Origin of the sequence: Streptomyces sp. KL2, assembly GCF_046529545.1 — a bacterium.
Lineage (GTDB): Bacteria > Actinomycetota > Actinomycetes > Streptomycetales > Streptomycetaceae > Streptomyces > Streptomyces radiopugnans.
In genome coordinates this window covers 2479797-2497083 of the sequence record NZ_CP127170.1, presented here as the reverse complement: position 1 = coordinate 2497083, position 17287 = coordinate 2479797, and the positions used below count along the sequence as shown (strand labels likewise).

Genomic DNA, 17287 nt, shown 5'->3' with positions numbered 1-17287 from the left:
CCGAGGAATGCCCGCCGCGCCCCTCCGGTTGACTACCGGAGGGGCGCGGCTTTTCGCCACCCGCAATCGAGAAAGAGGACCACATGATCGACCCGGTGACGCTGGAGGGCGAGGGCTCCGTCGGAGAGTTCGACGAGAAGCGCGCCGAGAACGCCATACGGGAGCTGCTCATCGCGGTCGGCGAGGACCCCGACCGCGAAGGACTGCGCGAGACCCCGGCCCGGGTGGCCCGGGCCTACCGGGAGATATTCGCGGGCCTGCGGCAGCGGCCGGAGGACGTCCTGACCACCACCTTCGACCTCGGCCACGACGAGATGGTCCTGGTGAAGGACATCGAGCTGCTGTCCTCCTGCGAGCACCACCTGCTGCCCTTCCACGGAGTGGCGCACGTCGGCTACATCCCGGCCGACTCCGGCAAGATCACCGGCCTGTCGAAGCTCGCCCGGCTGGTGGAGGTCTTCGCCCGCCGCCCCCAGGTCCAGGAGCGCCTGACGACGCAGATCGCGGACTCGCTGATGGAGATCCTGGAGGCGCGCGGCGTGATCGTCGTGATCGAGTGCGAGCACATGTGCATGACGGTCCGCGGCGTCCGCAAGCCCGGGGCCAAGACCATCACCTCCGCGGTCCGCGGCCAGCTCCGCGACTCCGCCACGCGTGCCGAGGCGATGAGCCTGATCATGGCCCGCTGACCGCGCGCCGCCCGACGGGGCGTCGGCGGGGAGGGGCCCGTGGAACGCCTACGCTGGACTGCATGAGTACCTTGCGCGTCCCCCGCGGGGAAGTGGCCGGACTGCCGGCATGGGACCGGTGCGCGGTCATGGGCGTGGTCAACGTCACGCCGGACTCCTTCTCCGACGGAGGCCGCTGGTTCGACGCCGGGGCCGCGGTCAAGCGCGGTCTGGCCCTGATCGCCGAGGGCGCCGACCTGGTCGACGTGGGCGGCGAGTCCACCCGGCCCGGCGCGACCCGAGTGGACGAGGCCGAGGAGCTGCGCCGGGTGATCCCGGTGGTCCGCGAACTGGCCCGCGAGGGCGCGGTGATCAGTGTGGACACCATGCGGGCGTCCGTCGCCGAGCGGGCGGTGGAGGCCGGCGCCCGGCTGGTCAACGACGTCAGCGGCGGGCGCGCGGATCCGCGCATGGTCCCGGTGGTCGCCGCCGCCGGGGTGCCGTACGTGGTGATGCACTGGCGCGGCCAGAGCATCGACATGAACGACCGGGCCGTCTACACCGACACCGTCGCCGAGGTGATCGGCGAGCTGCGCGCCGCCCTGGACCAGGCGGTGGCCGGCGGGATCGCCCCGGAGCGGATCGTGGTCGATCCCGGGCTGGGTTTCGCCAAGCAGGCCGTCCACGACCTGGCCCTGGTGGACGCCACCGCCCGGCTGCGCCGGGAGCTGGGGCGGCCGGTGCTGGTCGCGGCCTCCCGGAAGCGATTCCTGGGCCGGGTGCTGGCGGGCGACGGCGGCGAGGCGCCGCCCGCCCGGGAACGGGACGCGGCCACCGCCGCGGTCTCGGCGCTCGTGGCGCGCGAGGGCGCCTGGGCGGTACGGGTGCACGAGGTGCGGGCGAGCGCGGACGCGGTCCGGGTGGCCCGGGCCCTGGAGGGAGCCAGGTGAGCGGAGAGGCCCGTACGGACGTCGAGGCCGTGGAGGCGGCCAACGCCGCGCTGTACGACGCGGTGGAGCGCGGCGACCTGGACGCCCTGGCCGACAGCTGGCTCGGCGGCGAGATCAGCGTCGTGCACCCGGGCTGGCCGGTGCTCACCGGGCGCGACGAGGTGCTGCGCTCTTACGCGCTGATCATGGCCAACACCGAGTACATCCAGTTCTTCCTGACCGACGTCGAGGTCTCCGTGGCGGGGGACACCGCCCTGGTGACCTGCACCGAGAACATCCTCAGCGGCGGCCCCGCCGAGGAGGACGGCTCGGCCGGCCCCCTGGTCGGCGGCCTGGTGGTCGCCACCAACGTCTTCCGCAGGACGGAGGACGGCCGGTGGCGGGTGTGGGCCCACCACGGCTCCCCGGTCCTCGTGGAGGAGGAAGAGGACGACGCGGCCGGCGGGGACGAGGGCATCGACGGTGTCGGCGGCGAGGGCGGGACCCTGCTCTGAGCGCCGGTCTGAGAGAGTGGCCTCGTGTCCGGTGGGACCGGCACCGGCTCCGGCCGGTGCCGGTCCCACCGGACACGAGGGCGCGGGGCGCGGAGGCCACCGGCCCGCCGCCGCATCCGTACGACCGACGGGAGTGAGAGCGCGTGGACCGTGTCGCGTTGCGCGGACTGAGGATCCGCGGGCATCACGGGGTGTTCGAGCGGGAACGGGAGCAGGGACAGACTTTCGTGGTGGACCTGGCGATGGGCCTGGACACCCGCCCCGCGGCCGCCGGGGACGACCTCGCCAAGACGGTGCACTACGGCATCGTCGCCGAGGAGGTCGCCGCGATCGTCGGGGGCGAGCCTGTCGACCTGATCGAGACCCTCGCCCAGCGGATCGCCGACCAGTGCCTGACGCACGACGCGGTGCGCGAGGTGGAGGTCACCGTCCACAAGCCCGAGGCCCCCGTCACCGTCCCGTTCGACGACGTGACCATCACCATCAAGCGGAGCCGCGTATGACGCCGAACAGCGACCCGACCGTACAGCCGGTGCCCGCCTCGGTGGTGCACCAGGTGGACGCGGCCGATGTGACCCTGCACAACCCCAAGCGTGCCGTCGTGGCGCTCGGGAGCAACCTGGGCAACCGCATGGAGACGCTCCAGGGGGCGATCGACGCGCTGGAGGAGACCCCGGGGGTGAGGGTCAGGGCCGTCTCGCCGGTGTACGAGACCGAGCCGTGGGGCGTGGAGCCGGGCAGCCAGCCCTCCTACCTCAACGCCGTCGTCCTGCTCAGGACCACCCTGCCGCCCGGTTCGCTGCTGGAGCGGGCCCACGCCATCGAGGAGGCCTACGCGCGGGTCCGCGACGAGCACTGGGGGCCGCGGACGATCGACGTGGACATCGTGGCGTACCAGGACGTCGTCTCCGACGACCCGGGACTGACCCTGCCCCACCCCCGGTGCCACGAGCGCGCCTTCGTCCTGGCGCCGTGGCACGATGTGGACCCCGGGGCCGAGGTCCCCGGGCACGGCCCGGTGGCGGACCTCCTCGGCGCCGTGGGCCGGGAGGGCGTGGTGCGCCGGGGGGACCTGGAACTGAGCCTGCCGGAGTGACCGGCCGCGGCGCGGCCGGGGCCCGGCGGGTACGGGCTCCGGGAGTGTGGACGGCGCCGTACGGGCAAGGTTCTCCGGCGGCTTCGACGCGGTTTCGACGATGCTGTTTGGGCGGTGCCGCCCCCAGGGGGCGCCGAGTGACGTGGGGAGTCCCGTGAGGGAGCTACGTATCAGGACGCTGGCCGGCATCTTCGCGCTCGCGCTGGTGCTGTCCTGGGCAGGGGCCCGGATGTGGGACGCGCTGGGCACCCTGCCCGCCGTGCCCGTCGCGGCCCCGATCGTGCTGGCGGTGATCGCCACGGTCCTGACCGCCACCGCGCTGTCGATCCGCGCCCGGCTGCGCGCCCAGCGCGAGCGGCGGCCCGGTGCGAAGGGCGTGGAGCCGATGATGGCCGCACGCGCCGTCGTCCTGGGCCAGGCCAGCGCGCTGGTGGCCGCCCTGGCCGCGGGCGCGTACGGCGGCGCGGGCCTCTATCTGCTCCTCGGTGCCATGGACGTGCCCGCCCGCCGGGACCAGGCGGTCTACGCGGGCCTGTCGGTGCTGGCGGGCGCGGCGGTGGTGGCGGCCGCCGTCTTCCTGCAGCGGGTGTGCAGGCTCCCGGAGAACGACGAGGAGCCCCCGCCCCCGGCCGCCGCGGCGGCCTGAGGACTCCGGGAGACCTGGGGACCCGGGGGCCTGGGGACCCGGGCCCCCGGGGGGACGGACGGGTGATGGACGAGGACGTGTACGCGGAACTGCCGGCGGTGGCGATCGCCCGTGCGGTGACGCGGCGCGAGACGTCCGCCGCCGAGGTGGTGGAGGCGGCCCTGGGCCGGATCGCCCGGCTGGAACCGGCGCTGTGCGCCTTCCGGGAGGTGTGGGCGAACGGGGCGCGGGCGCGGGCGGCCGAGGTGGACCGCGGGGTCGCGGCGGGCGAGCGGCTGCCGCTGGCGGGAGTGCCGATCGGGGTGAAGGCGGGGGCGGGAGGCCCGGGCGGGAAACCGGCCGAGCCGGTCCGGCGGCTGCTGGCGGCCGGATGCGTACCGGTCGGGGCGACCTCCGTGCCCGGGCCCGGTACGCCGTGGCGGACCTGGGGCCTGGGCGCCTGCGGCCGCACCGTCAACCCCTGGCGCCGGGACCGGTCGCCCGGGGGGTCGTCCGCGGGTTCGGCGGTGGCGGTCGCGGCCGGGATGGTGCCGATGGCCACCGGGACCGACGGCGCCGGCTCGGTGCGCATCCCGGCGGCGTGGTGCGGGGTGCTCGGGCTGAAGACGACCAACGGGCTGCTGCCCGTGGCGGACCGCTCGGGCCTGGCCGCGCCCGGTGTCCTCGTCCGGTGCGCCGCGGACCTGGAGGCATGGCTGGAGTGCGTGCCCGGTGTACGCGCCCGGGGCGTGGGCGGCAGCGCCGGGGAGAGGGCCGGCGGGCCGTTGGCGGCGGTGTGGTCGCCGGACCTGGGGTTCGCCGGGAGCGACCCGGAGGTCGTCCGGGTGGCGAGGGCGGCGGCGGAGCGGCTGGCCGCGGCGGGCGCCGTACGCCTGGGGCCCCCGGCGGCGGAGGCCGTGCTGCCGGACCCCGGCCCGGCGTGGCTCGCCCTGCGCTCCCCGGGCGGGGACCGGGCGGCGGCGGAGCGGACGCGGGCGGAGAACGGCGCGCGCCTCGACGCGCTCCTCGCCGGCGCCCGGCTGCTGCTGACCCCGGCCACCCCCAACCGGCCCCACGGCCACGACGGTCCGGGTGACCGGTACAGCACGGCGCTGACCTGGTCCTTCAACCTCAGCGGCCATCCGGCGGTCAGCGTCCCGGCGGGTTTCACCGGCGACGGCTGCCCGGCCGGGCTCCAGATCACGGCCGCCAGGGGAGGGGAGGCGCTGCTCGCCTCGGTGGTGCGGGCGGCCGAGGGCGCGGGCCTGCGGGCACTTCCGCCCCGGGGGGCGTGAACCGGTGCCGGGGCACCACCTGTCCAATGGTGCGCGCCCCCGGTTATGGTCCCTACGTGGAGGACATCCTGGAACCACCGGACCTGAAGGCCGAGGCCCACCCCAGCCGCCGCTTCCAGGAGCGACTGCTGGAGGACCCGGGAGACCGGGCGGCCTGGCAGGGCCTGCGCGCCTCCTACGACCGGATGGCCGAGGAGTGGCGGGAGTGGACCGACGAGCAGCGCGGATACGACCTCCCCGTCCGTGAGGGGCTGCGCCGTGTCCGCCCCGCCGAGTGGGCCGTGGAGATCTGCTGCGGCACCGGCGAGGCCACGGAGGCGGTCGCCGGCGCCGTGCCGTCGGTGGTCGCCTGCGACCTGAGCCTGGAGATGCTGCGCCGCCGCGTGGACGTGCCCGGGGTGCGCTGGGTGGCGGCCGACGTGCGGTCACTACCCCTGGGAACGGGGCGTGTTCCCTTGGTAGTGTCGCTCAACGGGGTCTTCAACCCCTCCGAGATCGTGCGGGTGGTCAGGCCCGGCGGCCAGTTGCTGTGGTGCACGTCCTTCCGCGCGGGGACACCGCTGTACGTACCGCCGGAGCGGATGCACCGGCTGCTGGGCGGGGGATGGACGGCCGAGGGCGGTCGCGCCGGGCACGGGGAGTGGACGCTGTTCACCGCGCCCGGGTGAGCCCCGGGCCGTACGCGCCGGGCACGCCGTACGCGCCGCGCAGGCTGTCCGTGCGCCGGGCGCCGTACGCACGGTCCGGACGTGAACGGGGGACACAGGGGGCCTGGTCGTCGTGCAGGTGGTACTCATCGCGCCGTTCCTCATGCGGTTCCGGTTGTGCGCCAACACCTTCGGGGGCGAGGTCGGCAGGGCGCTGAGGGAGGCGGTCGCCGATGCCGTGCCGGGCTTCTCGCCCCAGGCCGAGGGGCCGGACTCCCCGCTGCTGTTCGACTACCACATGTCCACCGGCGGCTCCCGGCTCAGCGGCAAGAGGACCGTCGGCACGGTCGAGGTGGAGGGCGCCGGGCTGCTGTGGTGCCGCTTCGAGCCCAGCGGCTACTGCTACGTCATGCAGACCGTGGAGGTGCCGGACAAGGGGGAGATGCACCGCCGCGAACGCGAACTGGTGGAGCGGGTCAACCCGCACATAGCGCGGTGGACGGAGGGCGTATCGGAGCGCATGCTCGCCACCGGGCTGGTCGACCCCGTGGACGGGGCGGAGATGGACCCCGGCCGGCTGCTGTGGTGGCACCGGGTCCTGATGGACCCGCCGCGCGGCCAGGAGCCCGGCGCCACCCGCGTCTACGGCGTGGAGCGCAAGATCCACGACGAAGCGCACCTGCGCTTCGGGGACGGCTTCACCACCCTCGTCCGCCTGCCCCGACACCGGATCAACGAGGTGCTGGAGGGCGTGATGGCGGCCACCAGCGAGTGGATCGCGGTGGACGAGGCCAACCGCCTGGTGTCGGCCCGGATGCTCCGGCTCAACGACACCCGCTGGGACCGGGTGGCCGACGTGGACCGGCAGTTCACCGCCTCCCTCAAGCTCAGCAAGGACCTGGCCCTGCGCGAGATGGTGCGGCTGGAGGAGAGCCGCTACACCGTCAACGCGGGCGCGGTGGTGGTGGACGCGGCCATGGAGCGGTGGGCGATGGAGCGCGAGCGCGGGGTGCTGGAGGTCCAGCTCCAGTCGCTGCGCGACATCCTCGACTTCCACCGCAACATGACGCAGTACCGGCGCGACGAGCGCCGCAACCGGCTGCTGTTCGTCTTCACGGCGATCGCCCTCTTCCAGTCCGTGCTGGTCTGGTACGACTTCGCCCACGAGGCCAACAACACCCTGGGCCCGGCGGCGCGGTTGACCGTGGTCAGCACCATCGCCGTGCTCACCGTGGTCGTGGTGGTCTCCTCGCTGGCGGTACGGCGCCGGGAGTGAACCCGGGCCGTCCGGTGGCCGCCGGCCCGGGGGCGCGACCGTGACGACCGGTGCTCCCCCGATAACGAATGAGGGACGGACAGTGCCTCGGGAGGCGGCGTACAAGGTAAATTCCAGGCCATGCCACGAGGACGCCACCGCCACGCGCCGCCCCTGCACCGGATGCTCGTGCCGTCCGCCGTGGCGGCCGTCGCACTCGTCAGCGCGGGGGCCTCATGGCTGATCGGCGACACGGCCGATCCCGGCGTGGTGGTACTGCGCCTCCTGGCCGCGGCGGCCGCCGCGGCGGCCGTCACCGGGGCCGTGCTGCTGCGGCGGTGGGACAGAGAGGCCGGCCGGCGGGTCGGCGAGGTCAGGGCGGCCAAGGCCACGGCCGAGTGGCGGGCCGAGGAACGCCAGGCCGAGCTGGAGACCGAACTGGAGGAGTCCCTGGAGATACGCCGGAAGACGGAGGACACGCTCCGGCGCAAGCGCACCGAACTGGAGAGGCTGCGCACCGAGCACGCCGCGCTGCTGCGCCGGTACGCCACCGCCGAGACCGAGCGGGCCAGCGCCCTGGAGGGGCGGCGGCAGCTCGCCCTGGAGGCCGCCGGGCCCGCGAAGGCGCTCACCACCGGGGCGGCCGACCACCGCAGGGCGTCGGGCGCGCCCACACCGCTCACCTACCTCCAGGCGGACGAGGCGCTCAGGCGGCTGCGGGTCAACGCCGCCCGGCAGCGGGAGCGGGAGGAGCGCGGCCGGGGCGGGGCGGCGCGGGAGGCCGCGGCCGTGACGGCCGCCGAGCCGGACGCCCCGCGATCGCCCGAGCCGCCCCTGTCGGTGCCGCCCCGTACGGCACCACCGCGGTCGCAGCCGGCGTCGCAGCCGGCCCCGCGGCCCCGGACGCCGCAGCGGGGCGGTACGGCGGGAGCGGGGGAGCCGTACGGGCAGGGCCCCGGGAGCCGCGGGAGCGGCGCCCCCAAGCGCGGCGGATTCGACTTCTTCGGCACCCAGGGCGCCCGGAAGCGGCGCAGGGCGCCGGAGACGCAGGACCCCGCGGCCGGCTCCTCCGAACAGGAGGACGACCGGGGCCGGGGCGGCACCCTCGGCGGCACCCCCGGCGACGGCGGCCCGGACGACGGCTCCGCCCCCGGGAGCACGCACCCCGGAACCACGGCCCGCGCCGCCTCGCCCGCTGTCGCGGGCAAGGTCATCGACCTGGGCGAACCCGGCGGCGACGAGAGCGAGGACGGGAGCTCCCCTCCCGCGGACGGAGACGGAGACGGCGGTACGTCGCGGCATGCGGGCCCGGCCAGGGGCCTGCGCCGCGCCCGGCCCGCCTGACCCGGCCGCTCACCCGGCCGCCCGCCGGGCCGCCCCGCCCGGCCGGCACCTAGGTCAGCCAGCGCTCCGGCCGCGCCCGGCGGCGCCCGGTGCGGGAGCGCTCGGCCTGGGCGGCCACCACCGCACGGGCCTCCCCCACCGCCCGCAGCCGGGCCGCCACCGTGCCGTTCGCACCGTGGTCGACGTGGACGTCCGCCAGCTCGAAGGCCCGCTCCCAGGGGCCCTGGGTGAGGCGTACGCTCTGCACCTTCGCGTGCGGGACCAGCGACAGCGTGCGGCACAGCAGCCCCTTGCGGGAGGCGAACACCGTCTCGGTCACCCCGTGGCCGTATCCCCGCCACCACAGCGGGACGACCCAGCGGGCCCGGCGCGGCACCGGCGCCAGGGACGCCGCCGCCTCGGCCGGGTCGACGCCGGGAAGCACCCGCGCCAGTACGCCCCGGGCCGTCTCACGGGTGGCGACCGGCAGCAGCAGGCCGCCCTCGTTGCCCCCGGCGGCCACGTCCAGCTCCACCCGCACCCAGCCGCGCCGCCGCCACAGCCACGGCTCGACGATCCGGACGGCCTGGACGCGGCCGGGCGGGACGGTGGCGTGGGCGCGGTCCAGCAGCCCGTGGTCCAGCCGCATCCCGTCCGGCGACTCGGCGACGACCCAGTCGAACTCGGTGAGGAAGCGGCCCACACCGCTGCGCCACACACCGCTGAGCAGCGGCACCGCCACCGCCAGGCCGGGCCAGAGGCTGCCGCTCGCCCACCAGACCAGCGCGGGCACGGCCACCGCCGCGGCCAGCGTGCCCCAGACGCTGCCGAGCAGCAGCAGTGAGACGACCAGCATCCGCGTGCCGACCCGCACCAGCTCCCGGGCGGGCGCCTCGCCCGCCTCCGCCGCCGCCTCGGGGGCCATCCCCGCGGCCCGCGCCAGCAGCTCGGCGCGGAGCGCGACGGCGTCCCGCTCGCCCAGGAACGCCAGCTCGTCCTTCTTGGCCGTGCCGACCACGTCCAGCTTGAGCTTGGCCACGCCCACGACGCGGGCCAGCAGGGGGCGCCCCACGTCGATCGCCTGGAGACGGTCCAGCCGGATGTGGGCCACGCGCCGGAAAAGCAGGCCCGTGCGGATGCGCAGCTCGGTCTCGGTGACGGTGTAGCTCGTCATCCACCAGGACAGGAAGCCGTACGCGGCCGTCGCCGGCAGCAGCAGCGCCAGGACCGCCAGCAGCCGGCCGGCCGTCAGGGACTCCACGCCCTGCCGGGCCCGCTCCGGGTCCTGCGCGGCGAAGGCGAACAGCGCGGCCAGCGGCGCCCACGCCCGCCGCCACGGGGTGACCGGGTGCAGCCGCCTGCCCTCCGGGCGCTGGAGCAGTGCCATCACAGCCCCGCCGAACGGGCCTCGCCCAGCTCGGTGAGCCGGTCGCGCAGCCGCTCGGCCTCCTCGGGGGCGAGTCCGGGTATGTGCGCGTCGGTCGTCGCCGCGGCGGTGTGCAGCTGCACCCGGGCCAGCCCGAAGTGCCGCTCCAGCGGCCCCGAGGTGACCTCCACCAGCTGCATCCGGCCGTAGGGCACGACGGTCAGCTCGCGCCATATCACCCCGCGGGCGATCAGCAGGTCGTCGTCACGCTCGGCGTACCGCCAGGAGGCCCAGTTGCGGGCGATCGCCCTCCATCCCCACAGCGCGACCGCCGCCGGCGCCGCGGCGAGGACGGCCCACCACGGACCGGCGGCCAGCCACAGGACCGGCCCCAGCACCGCGGCGAGCGGCACGGACACGGCCGCCAGCAGCGTTCTGCGCATCCGCAGCAGCCCGCGCTCGACGCCGCGCCACCGCTCGGCGCCCTCCGGCTCCCCGGTCCGCGCGGCCTGCCCGGCCTGCCCGGTCCGGTCGGTCTCCCCGTCGGACGGCCCCCCTGTCAGCTGACTCATGGGACAAGGGTAGGCGGCGGTGGTGACGGTGCGTATCCACCGCGGGGAGGAGGGGGCGGGGCGGTGGGACCGGGGAGGGGAAGGGGAGAGGGGCCGCCCTCCCGGCGGAGCTGCCAGACTGAGGACCATGAGCGATCCCGGTACCAACGCCGAGCCCGCCGCGTCCGCCGAGCGCCCCGGCAGCGCCGCCGCCGTGACCACCGTCGGCATCGGCGGCGCGGCGGAGAGCACCGACATGGTGCTCAACATCGGTCCCCAGCACCCCTCCACCCACGGCGTGCTGCGGCTGAGGCTCGTACTGGACGGCGAGCGGATCAGCGCGGCCGAGCCGGTGATCGGCTACATGCACCGCGGCGCGGAGAAGCTGTTCGAGGCACGCGACTACCGGCAGATCATCGTTCTGGCCAACCGCCACGACTGGCTGTCGGCCTTCTCCAACGAACTCGGCGTCGTCATGGCCGTCGAGCGGATGCTGGGCATGGAGGTCCCCGAGCGGGCCGTGTGGGCGCGCACCCTGCTGGCGGAGCTGAACCGGGTCCTCAACCACCTGATGTTCCTCGGCTCCTATCCGCTGGAGCTGGGCGCCATCACGCCCATGTTCCACGCCTTCACCGAGCGCGAGGACCTCCAGCGCGTCATGGAGGAGGTCTCCGGCGGGCGCATCCACTACATGTTCAACCGGGTCGGCGGCCTCAAGGAGGACCTCCCGGCGGGCTGGCTCGGCCGCACCCGGCAGGCGGTGGCCGCCGTCCGCGCGAAGCTGGGCACCTACGACCGGCTCGTCCTCGGCAACGAGATCTTCCGCGGCCGCACCCGCGGCGTGGGCGTGCTCACCCCCGAGGCCGTCCACGCCTACGGGGTGAGCGGCCCCATCGCCCGCGCCTCCGGCGTGGACTTCGACCTGCGCCGCGACGAGCCCTACCTGGCGTACGGGGAGCTGGCGGACGTGCTGCGGGTCGTCACCCGCGCCGAGGGGGACTGCCTGGCCCGCTTCGAGGTGCTGCTGGAGCAGACCCGCAACTCCCTCGACCTCGCCGACGCCTGCCTGGACCGCCTCGCCGGCCTGCCGCCCGGCCCGGTCAACCAGCGGCTGCCCAAGGTGCTCAAGGCCCCGGAGGGCGCCACCTACGCCTGGACGGAGAACCCGCTCGGCATCAACGGCTACTACCTGGTCTCCAAGGGGGAGAAGACCCCGTACCGGCTCAAGCTCCGCTCCGCCTCGTACAACAACGTCCAGGTGCTGTCCGAGCTGCTGCCGGGCACGCTGGTGGCCGACATGGTGGCGATCCTGGGGTCGATGTTCTTCGTCGTCGGCGACATCGACAAGTGACGGGCCCGGCGAGGGGGGCGGCGAAGGGCCCGGTGAAGGGCCCGGTGAAGGGGCCGCGGCGCTGGCGGGAGGCGGCCGAGGAGGCGCTCTACGGTCCGGAGGGCTTCTTCGTGCGCCACGCCCCCGCCGCCCACTTCCGCACCTCCGTGCACGCCTCGCCGCTGTTCGCGGGCGCGGTGGCCGAGCTGCTGCGGCGCGTGGACGAGGTGCTGGGGCACCCCGGCGAACTGGCGCTGATCGACTACGGGGCCGGCCGCGGCGAGCTGCTGACCGGCGTGCTGGCGGCGCTGTCCGGGCGGCCCGGCTCGCTGGCGGCCCGGGTGCGCCCCCACGCCGTCGAACGCGCCCGGCGCCCGGACGGGCTCGACCCGGCCATCGCCTGGTCCGCCGACCCCCCGCGCGGCGTGAGCGGGCTGCTGTTCGCCAACGAGTGGCTGGACGACGTCCCCGTGGACGTCGCCGAGACCGGCGGGGACGGCGTCCCCCGCCACGTCCTGGTGGACGCCGACGGCACCGAGCGCCTGGGCGGGCCGGTGACCGGCGAGGACGCCGAGTGGCTGGCCCGCTGGTGGCCGCTGCCGCCCGAACCGGGACTGCGCGCGGAGATCGGCCGCCCCCGCGACGCGGCCTGGGCGCGGGCGGTGTCCTGCCTGGAGCGCGGGCTGGCCGTCGCCGTCGACTACGCCCACACCCGCTCAGCCCGCCCCCCGCTGGGCACCCTCACCGGCTACCGCGACGGCCGCGAGGTGCGGCCCGTCCCCGACGGCCGGTGCGATCTGACCGCCCACGTGGCCCTCGACGCGTGCGCGGCGGCGGCCGAGCGCGCCGGCGCCCCGGGGACCGGCCCGGGTCTGCCGCTCTCCCAGCGCGAGGCGCTGCACGCCCTGGGCGTGAGCGGCGCACGGCCGCCGCTCGCCCTGGCGTCGAGCGACCCGGCCGGGTACGTGCGGCTCCTGGGCCGCGCGGGCGAGGCCGCCGAGCTGACCGACCCGGCGGGCCTGGGCGCCTTCACCTGGCTGCTCCAGCCCCGCGGGGCCCCGCTGCCTCCACCCTGGGGAGTACACGGGGAGGCGGGGGATCGGCCGTCCGGTTGACCCCGGCGCGTGCCCGGTCTGCCTACGCTGGGTTATGTGCACCGGCTCTACGAGTTCCTACGCAGGCATCCCACCCTGGTCGACGGGGCGTGGGCCGCCGTCCTGCTGGTGATGTCGGCCATGTGGCTCGTCGGGATCATGGCGCACCCGTCGTCGGCCGAGTCGCTGGGGCAGGGGGGCGTGCAGCAGGCCGCCTCCGTCCCGATCGCCCTCGCGCTGTGCACCGTGGTGGCCCTGCGCCGCCGGGCGCCGGAGAAGATGCTGCTGCTGGCCACCGGGGCGGGGCTGGCGGAGGTGGTGACGGGCGCGTTCCCGGTGCCGGCCAACTTCGCCCTGCTGGCGATCGTCTTCACCAACGCCTCCGGCAACATCCGCTGGGCCTCCCGCTTCGCCCTCGCCGGAGCCCTGACCGCGCCCACCGTCCACACCCTGCGCTGGCCCAACGAGGGCCAGGGCACCGCCGCCGCGGTGCTGGGCACGGTCTTCCTCACCGCCACCTTCCTGCTGGCCTGGGTGCTGGGCGACTCGCTGCGCACCCGGCGCGCGTACTACGCGCAGCTGGAGGAGCGGGCCGCCCGCCTGGAGCGGGAGCGCGAGGCGCAGGCCAAGGTCGCCGTCGCCGCCGAGCGCGCCCGGATAGCGCGCGAGCTGCACGACGTGGTCGCGCACAACGTCTCGGTGATGGTCGTCCAGGCCGACGGCGCCGCCTACGTCATGGACACCGCGCCCGAGCAGGCCCGGCAGGCGCTGGAGACCATCTCCGGCACCGGGCGCCAGGCGCTGTCGGAGATGCGCAGACTGCTGGGCGTGCTGCGCACCGGGGAGCACTCCGAGAGCGGCGAGTACGTGCCCCAGCCCGGTGTCGAGCAGCTCGCCGACCTCGTCGAGCAGGTGCGCGGCGCGGGCCTGACCGTGGACTTCCGCGTCGAGGGCACCCCCCGGCCGCTGCCCAGCAGCGTCGAGCTGACCGCGTACCGCATCGTGCAGGAGGCGCTGACCAACACCCGCAAGCACGGCGGCCCGGACGTCGGCGCGACGGTGCGGCTGACCTACGGCGCCGACGACCTGACCCTGCTGGCCGAGGACGACGGCCGCGGCGCGCAGCGCGAGCTGTACGAGGTCGGCGGGCTGGACGGCCTCGGCCAGGGGCTGATCGGGATGCGCGAGCGCGTCGGCATGGTCGGCGGCAGCCTGGACGCCGGGCCGCGGCCCGGCGGCGGCTTCCGGATCAGCGCGGTGCTGCCGCTGAAGAGCACCGGGTGAACGGCCCCGCGCGGAGCGCACCGCCCGCCGCCGCCGCGCCGCCGCGCCGTCCGACGGCACCGCCCGCCGCGCCGTCCTGCCCGACCGAACAGCCCCAGGGGAGACCATGACCGTCCGTGTGATGCTCGTCGACGACCAGGCGCTGCTGCGCACCGGCTTCCGCATGGTGCTGGACGCCCAGCCGGACATGGAGGTCGTCGCCGAGGCCGGGGACGGCGCCGAGGCGCTGGAGAAGCTCCGTGCCACGGCCGTGGACGTGGTGCTGATGGACGTGCGTATGCCCCGCCTCGACGGGGTCGAGGCCACCCGCCGCATCTGCGAGGGGGGCGAGGGCGGCCCCGGCAGCCCCCGGGTGCTGATCCTGACCACCTTCGACCTGGACGAGTACGCCTTCTCCGCCCTGCGGGCCGGGGCCGGCGGCTTCCTCCTCAAGGACGTGCCGCCCGGCGAGCTGCTGGCCGCCATCCGCGCCGTCCACAGCGGCGACGCGGTGGTCGCGCCCTCCACCACCCGCCGCCTCCTCGACCGCTTCGCCTCCCTGCTGCCCGCCGCCTCCGAGCGGCCCGCCCCCAAGGAGCTGGAGCGGCTGACGGACCGCGAGCGCGAGGTGCTGCTGCTGGTGGCCCAGGGGCTGTCGAACGGCGAGATCGCCCGGCGCCTGGTGCTCTCGGAGGCCACCGTCAAGACGCACGTGGGCCGCATCCTCACCAAGCTGGAGCTGCGCGACCGGGTGCAGGCGGTGGTGCTGGCGTACGAGACGGGGCTGGTGCGGGCGGGCGGCGGGGGCGTCTGAGGGCCGGCGCTCCCGGAAGATCCCGGGCCCGGGGGCCCGGACCCGGGAGATCTCAGGCACCGGCGGCCCCCGGGCCCCCGCCGGCCGCACCCCGCTCCGGGACGCGGGCGAGGAAGCCGTACAGCGCGTCGCGCACGTCCTGCGGACCCCAGCGCAGCCCCGGAGCGCCCACCGTCACCTCGGTCACGGCCGTCCCCGGCGGACCGGGCGCACCCGGCGCGTCCCAGACGCGGAACAGCACCGTCCCGTCCTCCTCGGCCTGCCGCACCCCCGCCTCCGTCAGCCCGTCGGCGCCGTACGGCAGCCACACCTGGAACTGGTGGGTGTGCGGCTCGGCCGGATGGATCCGGAACCACGGCATCCCGGCCTCCGCCAGCCCCTCCCGCAGCGCCGCCGCGACCATCGTGGCGTGGGCGGCGTACCGGGGCAGCCGGGGCAGTTCCCGCTCCAGCCCCACCAGGGCGGACAGCGCGGCGGGCCACTGCTGGAAGACCTGCCCGCCGTAGCGGTGCCGCCAGGCGCGCGCCTCCGCCACGAAGTCCGCGGGCCCGGCCAGGGCGGCGCCCGAGAGGCCGCCGAGGGACTTGTAGAAGGACACGTACACGCTGTCGGCCAGAGCGGCGATCTCCGGGAGCGTGCGCCCGAAGTGCGCGGTGCACTCCCACAGCCGCGCGCCGTCGAAGTGCACCACCGCGTCCCGCTCCCGCGCGGCCTCGGTCACCGCCACCAGCTCGTCCCACGTCGGCAGCACGAAGCCGGCGTCGCGCAGCGGGAGTTCGAGCATCAGCGTGCCGAAGGGCTCCTCCAGCTCCCGTACCTCCTCGGCGGTGGGCGGGCGCGGCTCGGTGGTGGGGTGCACGGTGCCCAGCCCGCTCAGCCGCCCCAGCGCGCCCCGCTCGTGGCGCTCGGGGTGCGCCGCCGGGTGCAGGGCGACGACCGGGTTGCCGGTACGGCCCGCCCAGCAGCGCAGGGCGACCTGCTGGGCCATGGTGCCGGTGGGGAAGAACGCGGCGGCCTCGCGGCCCAGCGCGGCGGCGGTGCGCTCCTCCAGGCGGGTGACGATCCCGTCGCCGTAGATGTCGGGGCTGCCGTCCAGGTCGTACACCTCGGCGCCCTCCTCCGCCAGCCGGGCCAGCCGCCCGGCGAGCGTGCCGTCCACCGGGCCGTCGGACAGCTTCCGCCGCGCCGCGGTCCACGCCGCGAGCCTGCGGGCCCGCTCGGCCTCGGCATCCCCGGCCTCGGCATCCCTGGCCTCGGCGTCCCCGGCCTCGGCATCCCTGGCCTCGGCGTCCCCGGCACCGGAGCCCCCTGACCCGGTGCCTCCGCGCGCTTCCTCTGCTTCCCCGGTTGCCTCGTCAGCGGTCATGCGCCCGATGATCCCCCACCGCGCAGGCCCGGCGCCGGTCTTTTCCCCGCCGGTCCCCGGCGGCCCCCGCCGGCCCGGCGAGGCCCCGAGCCCCGCGCCGGCCCGTCCCGCGCCCGTCCCGCCCGGTGGGCGGGCGGGACGGGGAGCCGGTGAGTCCGCGTAGCATGGCAGCAATCGTCCGGTACCGGGTCCTGCGGACTGGAACGGAAGGCCGAGCTCACGTGAACCAACCCCCCTCCGGCGCCGCCGGGGACCGTCCCGCGCGCCTGACCGTCGGCGTCGTCGGCGCGGGCCGCGTCGGCCCCGCCCTGGCCGCGGCCCTGGCCCTGGCCGGGCACCGCCCGGTGGCCGCGTCCGGCGTCTCCGACGCCTCCCGCCGCCGGGCCGATGCCCTGCTGCCGGGGGTGCCGCTGGTGGAGCCCGCCGAGGTCCTGGCCCGCGCCGACCTCGTCCTGCTCACCGTCCCCGACGACGCCCTGCCCGCCCTGGCCGCGGGCCTGGCCGAGACCGGCGCCGTACGCCCCGGACAGCTGCTGGCGCACGCCTCGGGCCGCTACGGCACCGCCGTCCTCGGCCCCGCGACGCGGGCCGGGGCACTGCCGCTGGCGCTGCACCCGGTGATGACGTTCACCGGCACGCCCGTGGACGTGCAGCGGCTGGCGGGCTGCTCCTTCGGCGTCACCGCGCCCGAGGAACTGCGCCTGGCCGCCGAGGCCCTGGTCATCGAGATGGGCGGGGAACCGGAGTGGATCGCCGAGGAGGCCCGCCCGCTCTACCACGCGGCCCTGGCCCTCGGCGCCAACCACCTGGTCACACTGGTCGCCCAGGCCATGGAACTGCTGCGCACCGCCGGGGTCTCCGCACCCGACCGGATGCTCGGCCCGCTGCTCGGCGCGGCCCTGGACAACGCCCTGCGCTCCGGCGACGCCGCGCTGACCGGCCCGGTCGCCCGGGGCGACGCCGGTACGGTCGCCGCCCACATCGCCGAGCTGCGCCGCCACGCCCCGCAGGCGGTGGCGGGCTACCTCGCGATGGCCCGCACCACCGCCGACCGGGCCCTGGCCGGCGGACTGCTCAGGCCGGAACTGGCCGAGGATCTGCTGGAGGTCCTCTCCGACGGGGGTACCCGGTGACCGGACCGACCGCCGAC

18 protein-coding genes are annotated in these 17287 nt (G+C 76.2%); 15 read left to right on the top strand and 3 right to left on the bottom strand.

Annotated elements, in window-relative coordinates; all coding sequences use genetic code 11:
• Window positions 1-83 precede the first annotated feature (83 nt).
• From folE to QPK52_RS11215, 10 genes are all read left to right on the top strand, one after another.
• Window positions 84-689, top strand: a complete 606-nt coding sequence (gene folE, locus QPK52_RS11260) for a GTP cyclohydrolase I FolE (protein WP_410537312.1) — start codon at window positions 84-86, stop codon at window positions 687-689.
• Window positions 690-751: 62 nt separating this feature from the next.
• Window positions 752-1618 carry a dihydropteroate synthase gene (gene folP / locus QPK52_RS11255; RefSeq protein WP_410537311.1) on the top strand — a complete coding sequence of 289 codons (867 nt, stop codon included), beginning with the start codon at window positions 752-754 and terminating at the stop codon, window positions 1616-1618.
• Entirely contained in the window at window positions 1615-2112 is a 498-nt protein-coding gene (locus QPK52_RS11250) for a nuclear transport factor 2 family protein (protein WP_410537310.1), read from the top strand. The genes folP and QPK52_RS11250 overlap by 4 nt, the downstream gene beginning before the upstream one ends.
• Window positions 2113-2255: 143 nt before the next feature.
• A complete protein-coding gene (gene folB, locus QPK52_RS11245) occupies window positions 2256-2615 on the top strand; it encodes a dihydroneopterin aldolase (RefSeq protein WP_093657660.1) in 360 nt (119 codons plus the stop codon).
• Window positions 2612-3208, top strand: a complete 597-nt coding sequence (gene folK, locus QPK52_RS11240; RefSeq protein ID WP_410537309.1) for a 2-amino-4-hydroxy-6-hydroxymethyldihydropteridine diphosphokinase — start codon at window positions 2612-2614, stop codon at window positions 3206-3208. Before folB ends, folK begins: the two co-directional genes overlap by 4 nt.
• A gap of 154 nt (window positions 3209-3362) precedes the next feature.
• The gene (locus QPK52_RS11235) at window positions 3363-3854 is read left to right on the top strand and encodes a DUF3180 domain-containing protein (RefSeq protein WP_410537308.1); all 492 of its coding nucleotides are present in this window, start codon (window positions 3363-3365) and stop codon (window positions 3852-3854) included.
• Window positions 3855-3919: 65 nt separating this feature from the next.
• Window positions 3920-5128: an amidase family protein gene (locus QPK52_RS11230; protein WP_410537307.1), complete on the top strand. Its 1209-nt coding sequence runs from the start codon at window positions 3920-3922 to the stop codon at window positions 5126-5128.
• A 56-nt stretch (window positions 5129-5184) separates the two neighbouring features.
• Window positions 5185-5796 (top strand): class I SAM-dependent methyltransferase, encoded by a 612-nt coding sequence (locus QPK52_RS11225; RefSeq protein WP_410537306.1) that lies wholly within the window; start codon window positions 5185-5187, stop codon window positions 5794-5796.
• A 112-nt stretch (window positions 5797-5908) separates the two neighbouring features.
• Window positions 5909-7051 carry a hypothetical protein gene (locus tag QPK52_RS11220; protein ID WP_410537305.1) on the top strand — a complete coding sequence of 381 codons (1143 nt, stop codon included), beginning with the start codon at window positions 5909-5911 and terminating at the stop codon, window positions 7049-7051.
• 120 nt (window positions 7052-7171) lie between these two features.
• Window positions 7172-8374, top strand: coding sequence for a hypothetical protein (locus QPK52_RS11215; protein WP_410537304.1), 1203 nt, complete (start codon window positions 7172-7174; stop codon window positions 8372-8374).
• Window positions 8375-8423: 49 nt separating this feature from the next.
• Here QPK52_RS11215 and QPK52_RS11210 read toward each other — a convergent pair whose 3' ends face one another.
• Both QPK52_RS11210 and QPK52_RS11205 read right to left on the bottom strand, forming a co-directional pair.
• Window positions 8424-9740 (bottom strand): PH domain-containing protein, encoded by a 1317-nt coding sequence (locus QPK52_RS11210; protein ID WP_410537303.1) that lies wholly within the window; start codon window positions 9738-9740, stop codon window positions 8424-8426.
• Window positions 9740-10291: a PH domain-containing protein gene (locus QPK52_RS11205; protein ID WP_410537302.1), complete on the bottom strand. Its 552-nt coding sequence runs from the start codon at window positions 10289-10291 to the stop codon at window positions 9740-9742. The genes QPK52_RS11210 and QPK52_RS11205 overlap by 1 nt, the downstream gene beginning before the upstream one ends.
• A 235-nt stretch (window positions 10292-10526) precedes the next feature.
• On the opposite strand from QPK52_RS11205, the gene QPK52_RS11200 reads away from it, so the two are divergent.
• The 4 genes from QPK52_RS11200 to QPK52_RS11185 all read left to right on the top strand — a co-directional run bounded on the left by QPK52_RS11200 (window position 10527) and on the right by QPK52_RS11185 (window position 14771).
• Window positions 10527-11621: an NADH-quinone oxidoreductase subunit D gene (locus tag QPK52_RS11200; protein ID WP_410540296.1), complete on the top strand. Its 1095-nt coding sequence runs from the start codon at window positions 10527-10529 to the stop codon at window positions 11619-11621.
• A gap of 32 nt (window positions 11622-11653) precedes the next feature.
• Window positions 11654-12715 (top strand): SAM-dependent methyltransferase, encoded by a 1062-nt coding sequence (locus QPK52_RS11195; protein ID WP_410537301.1) that lies wholly within the window; start codon window positions 11654-11656, stop codon window positions 12713-12715.
• Window positions 12716-12751: 36 nt separating this feature from the next.
• Window positions 12752-13978, top strand: coding sequence for a sensor histidine kinase (locus QPK52_RS11190; protein WP_410537300.1), 1227 nt, complete (start codon window positions 12752-12754; stop codon window positions 13976-13978).
• A gap of 106 nt (window positions 13979-14084) precedes the next feature.
• Entirely contained in the window at window positions 14085-14771 is a 687-nt protein-coding gene (locus QPK52_RS11185; RefSeq protein WP_410537299.1) for a response regulator, read from the top strand.
• A 52-nt stretch (window positions 14772-14823) separates the two neighbouring features.
• Here QPK52_RS11185 and QPK52_RS11180 read toward each other — a convergent pair whose 3' ends face one another.
• Complete coding sequence (locus tag QPK52_RS11180) at window positions 14824-16137, bottom strand: threonine aldolase family protein (protein ID WP_410537298.1); 1314 nt, start codon at window positions 16135-16137, stop codon at window positions 14824-14826.
• 221 nt (window positions 16138-16358) lie between these two features.
• On the opposite strand from QPK52_RS11180, the gene QPK52_RS11175 reads away from it, so the two are divergent.
• A complete protein-coding gene (locus QPK52_RS11175; protein WP_410537297.1) occupies window positions 16359-17270 on the top strand; it encodes a Rossmann-like and DUF2520 domain-containing protein in 912 nt (303 codons plus the stop codon).
• Window positions 17271-17287 lie beyond the last annotated feature (17 nt).

Bases quoted from the DNA above. Each gene is read 5' to 3' on its own strand.
- folE (WP_410537312.1), top strand. From the start codon at position 84: ATGATCGACCCGGTGACGCTGGAGGGCGAGGGCTCCGTCGGAGAGTTC.
- folP (WP_410537311.1), top strand. From the start codon at position 752: ATGAGTACCTTGCGCGTCCCCCGCGGGGAAGTGGCCGGACTGCCGGCA.
- folK (WP_410537309.1), top strand. From the start codon at position 2,612: ATGACGCCGAACAGCGACCCGACCGTACAGCCGGTGCCCGCCTCGGTG.
- QPK52_RS11230 (WP_410537307.1), top strand. From the start codon at position 3,920: ATGGACGAGGACGTGTACGCGGAACTGCCGGCGGTGGCGATCGCCCGT.
- QPK52_RS11215 (WP_410537304.1), top strand. From the start codon at position 7,172: ATGCCACGAGGACGCCACCGCCACGCGCCGCCCCTGCACCGGATGCTC.
- QPK52_RS11210 (WP_410537303.1), bottom strand. From the start codon at position 9,740: ATGGCACTGCTCCAGCGCCCGGAGGGCAGGCGGCTGCACCCGGTCACC.
- QPK52_RS11205 (WP_410537302.1), bottom strand. From the start codon at position 10,291: ATGAGTCAGCTGACAGGGGGGCCGTCCGACGGGGAGACCGACCGGACC.
- QPK52_RS11200 (WP_410540296.1), top strand. From the start codon at position 10,527: ATGGTGCTCAACATCGGTCCCCAGCACCCCTCCACCCACGGCGTGCTG.
- QPK52_RS11185 (WP_410537299.1), top strand. From the start codon at position 14,085: ATGACCGTCCGTGTGATGCTCGTCGACGACCAGGCGCTGCTGCGCACC.
- QPK52_RS11180 (WP_410537298.1), bottom strand. From the start codon at position 16,137: ATGACCGCTGACGAGGCAACCGGGGAAGCAGAGGAAGCGCGCGGAGGC.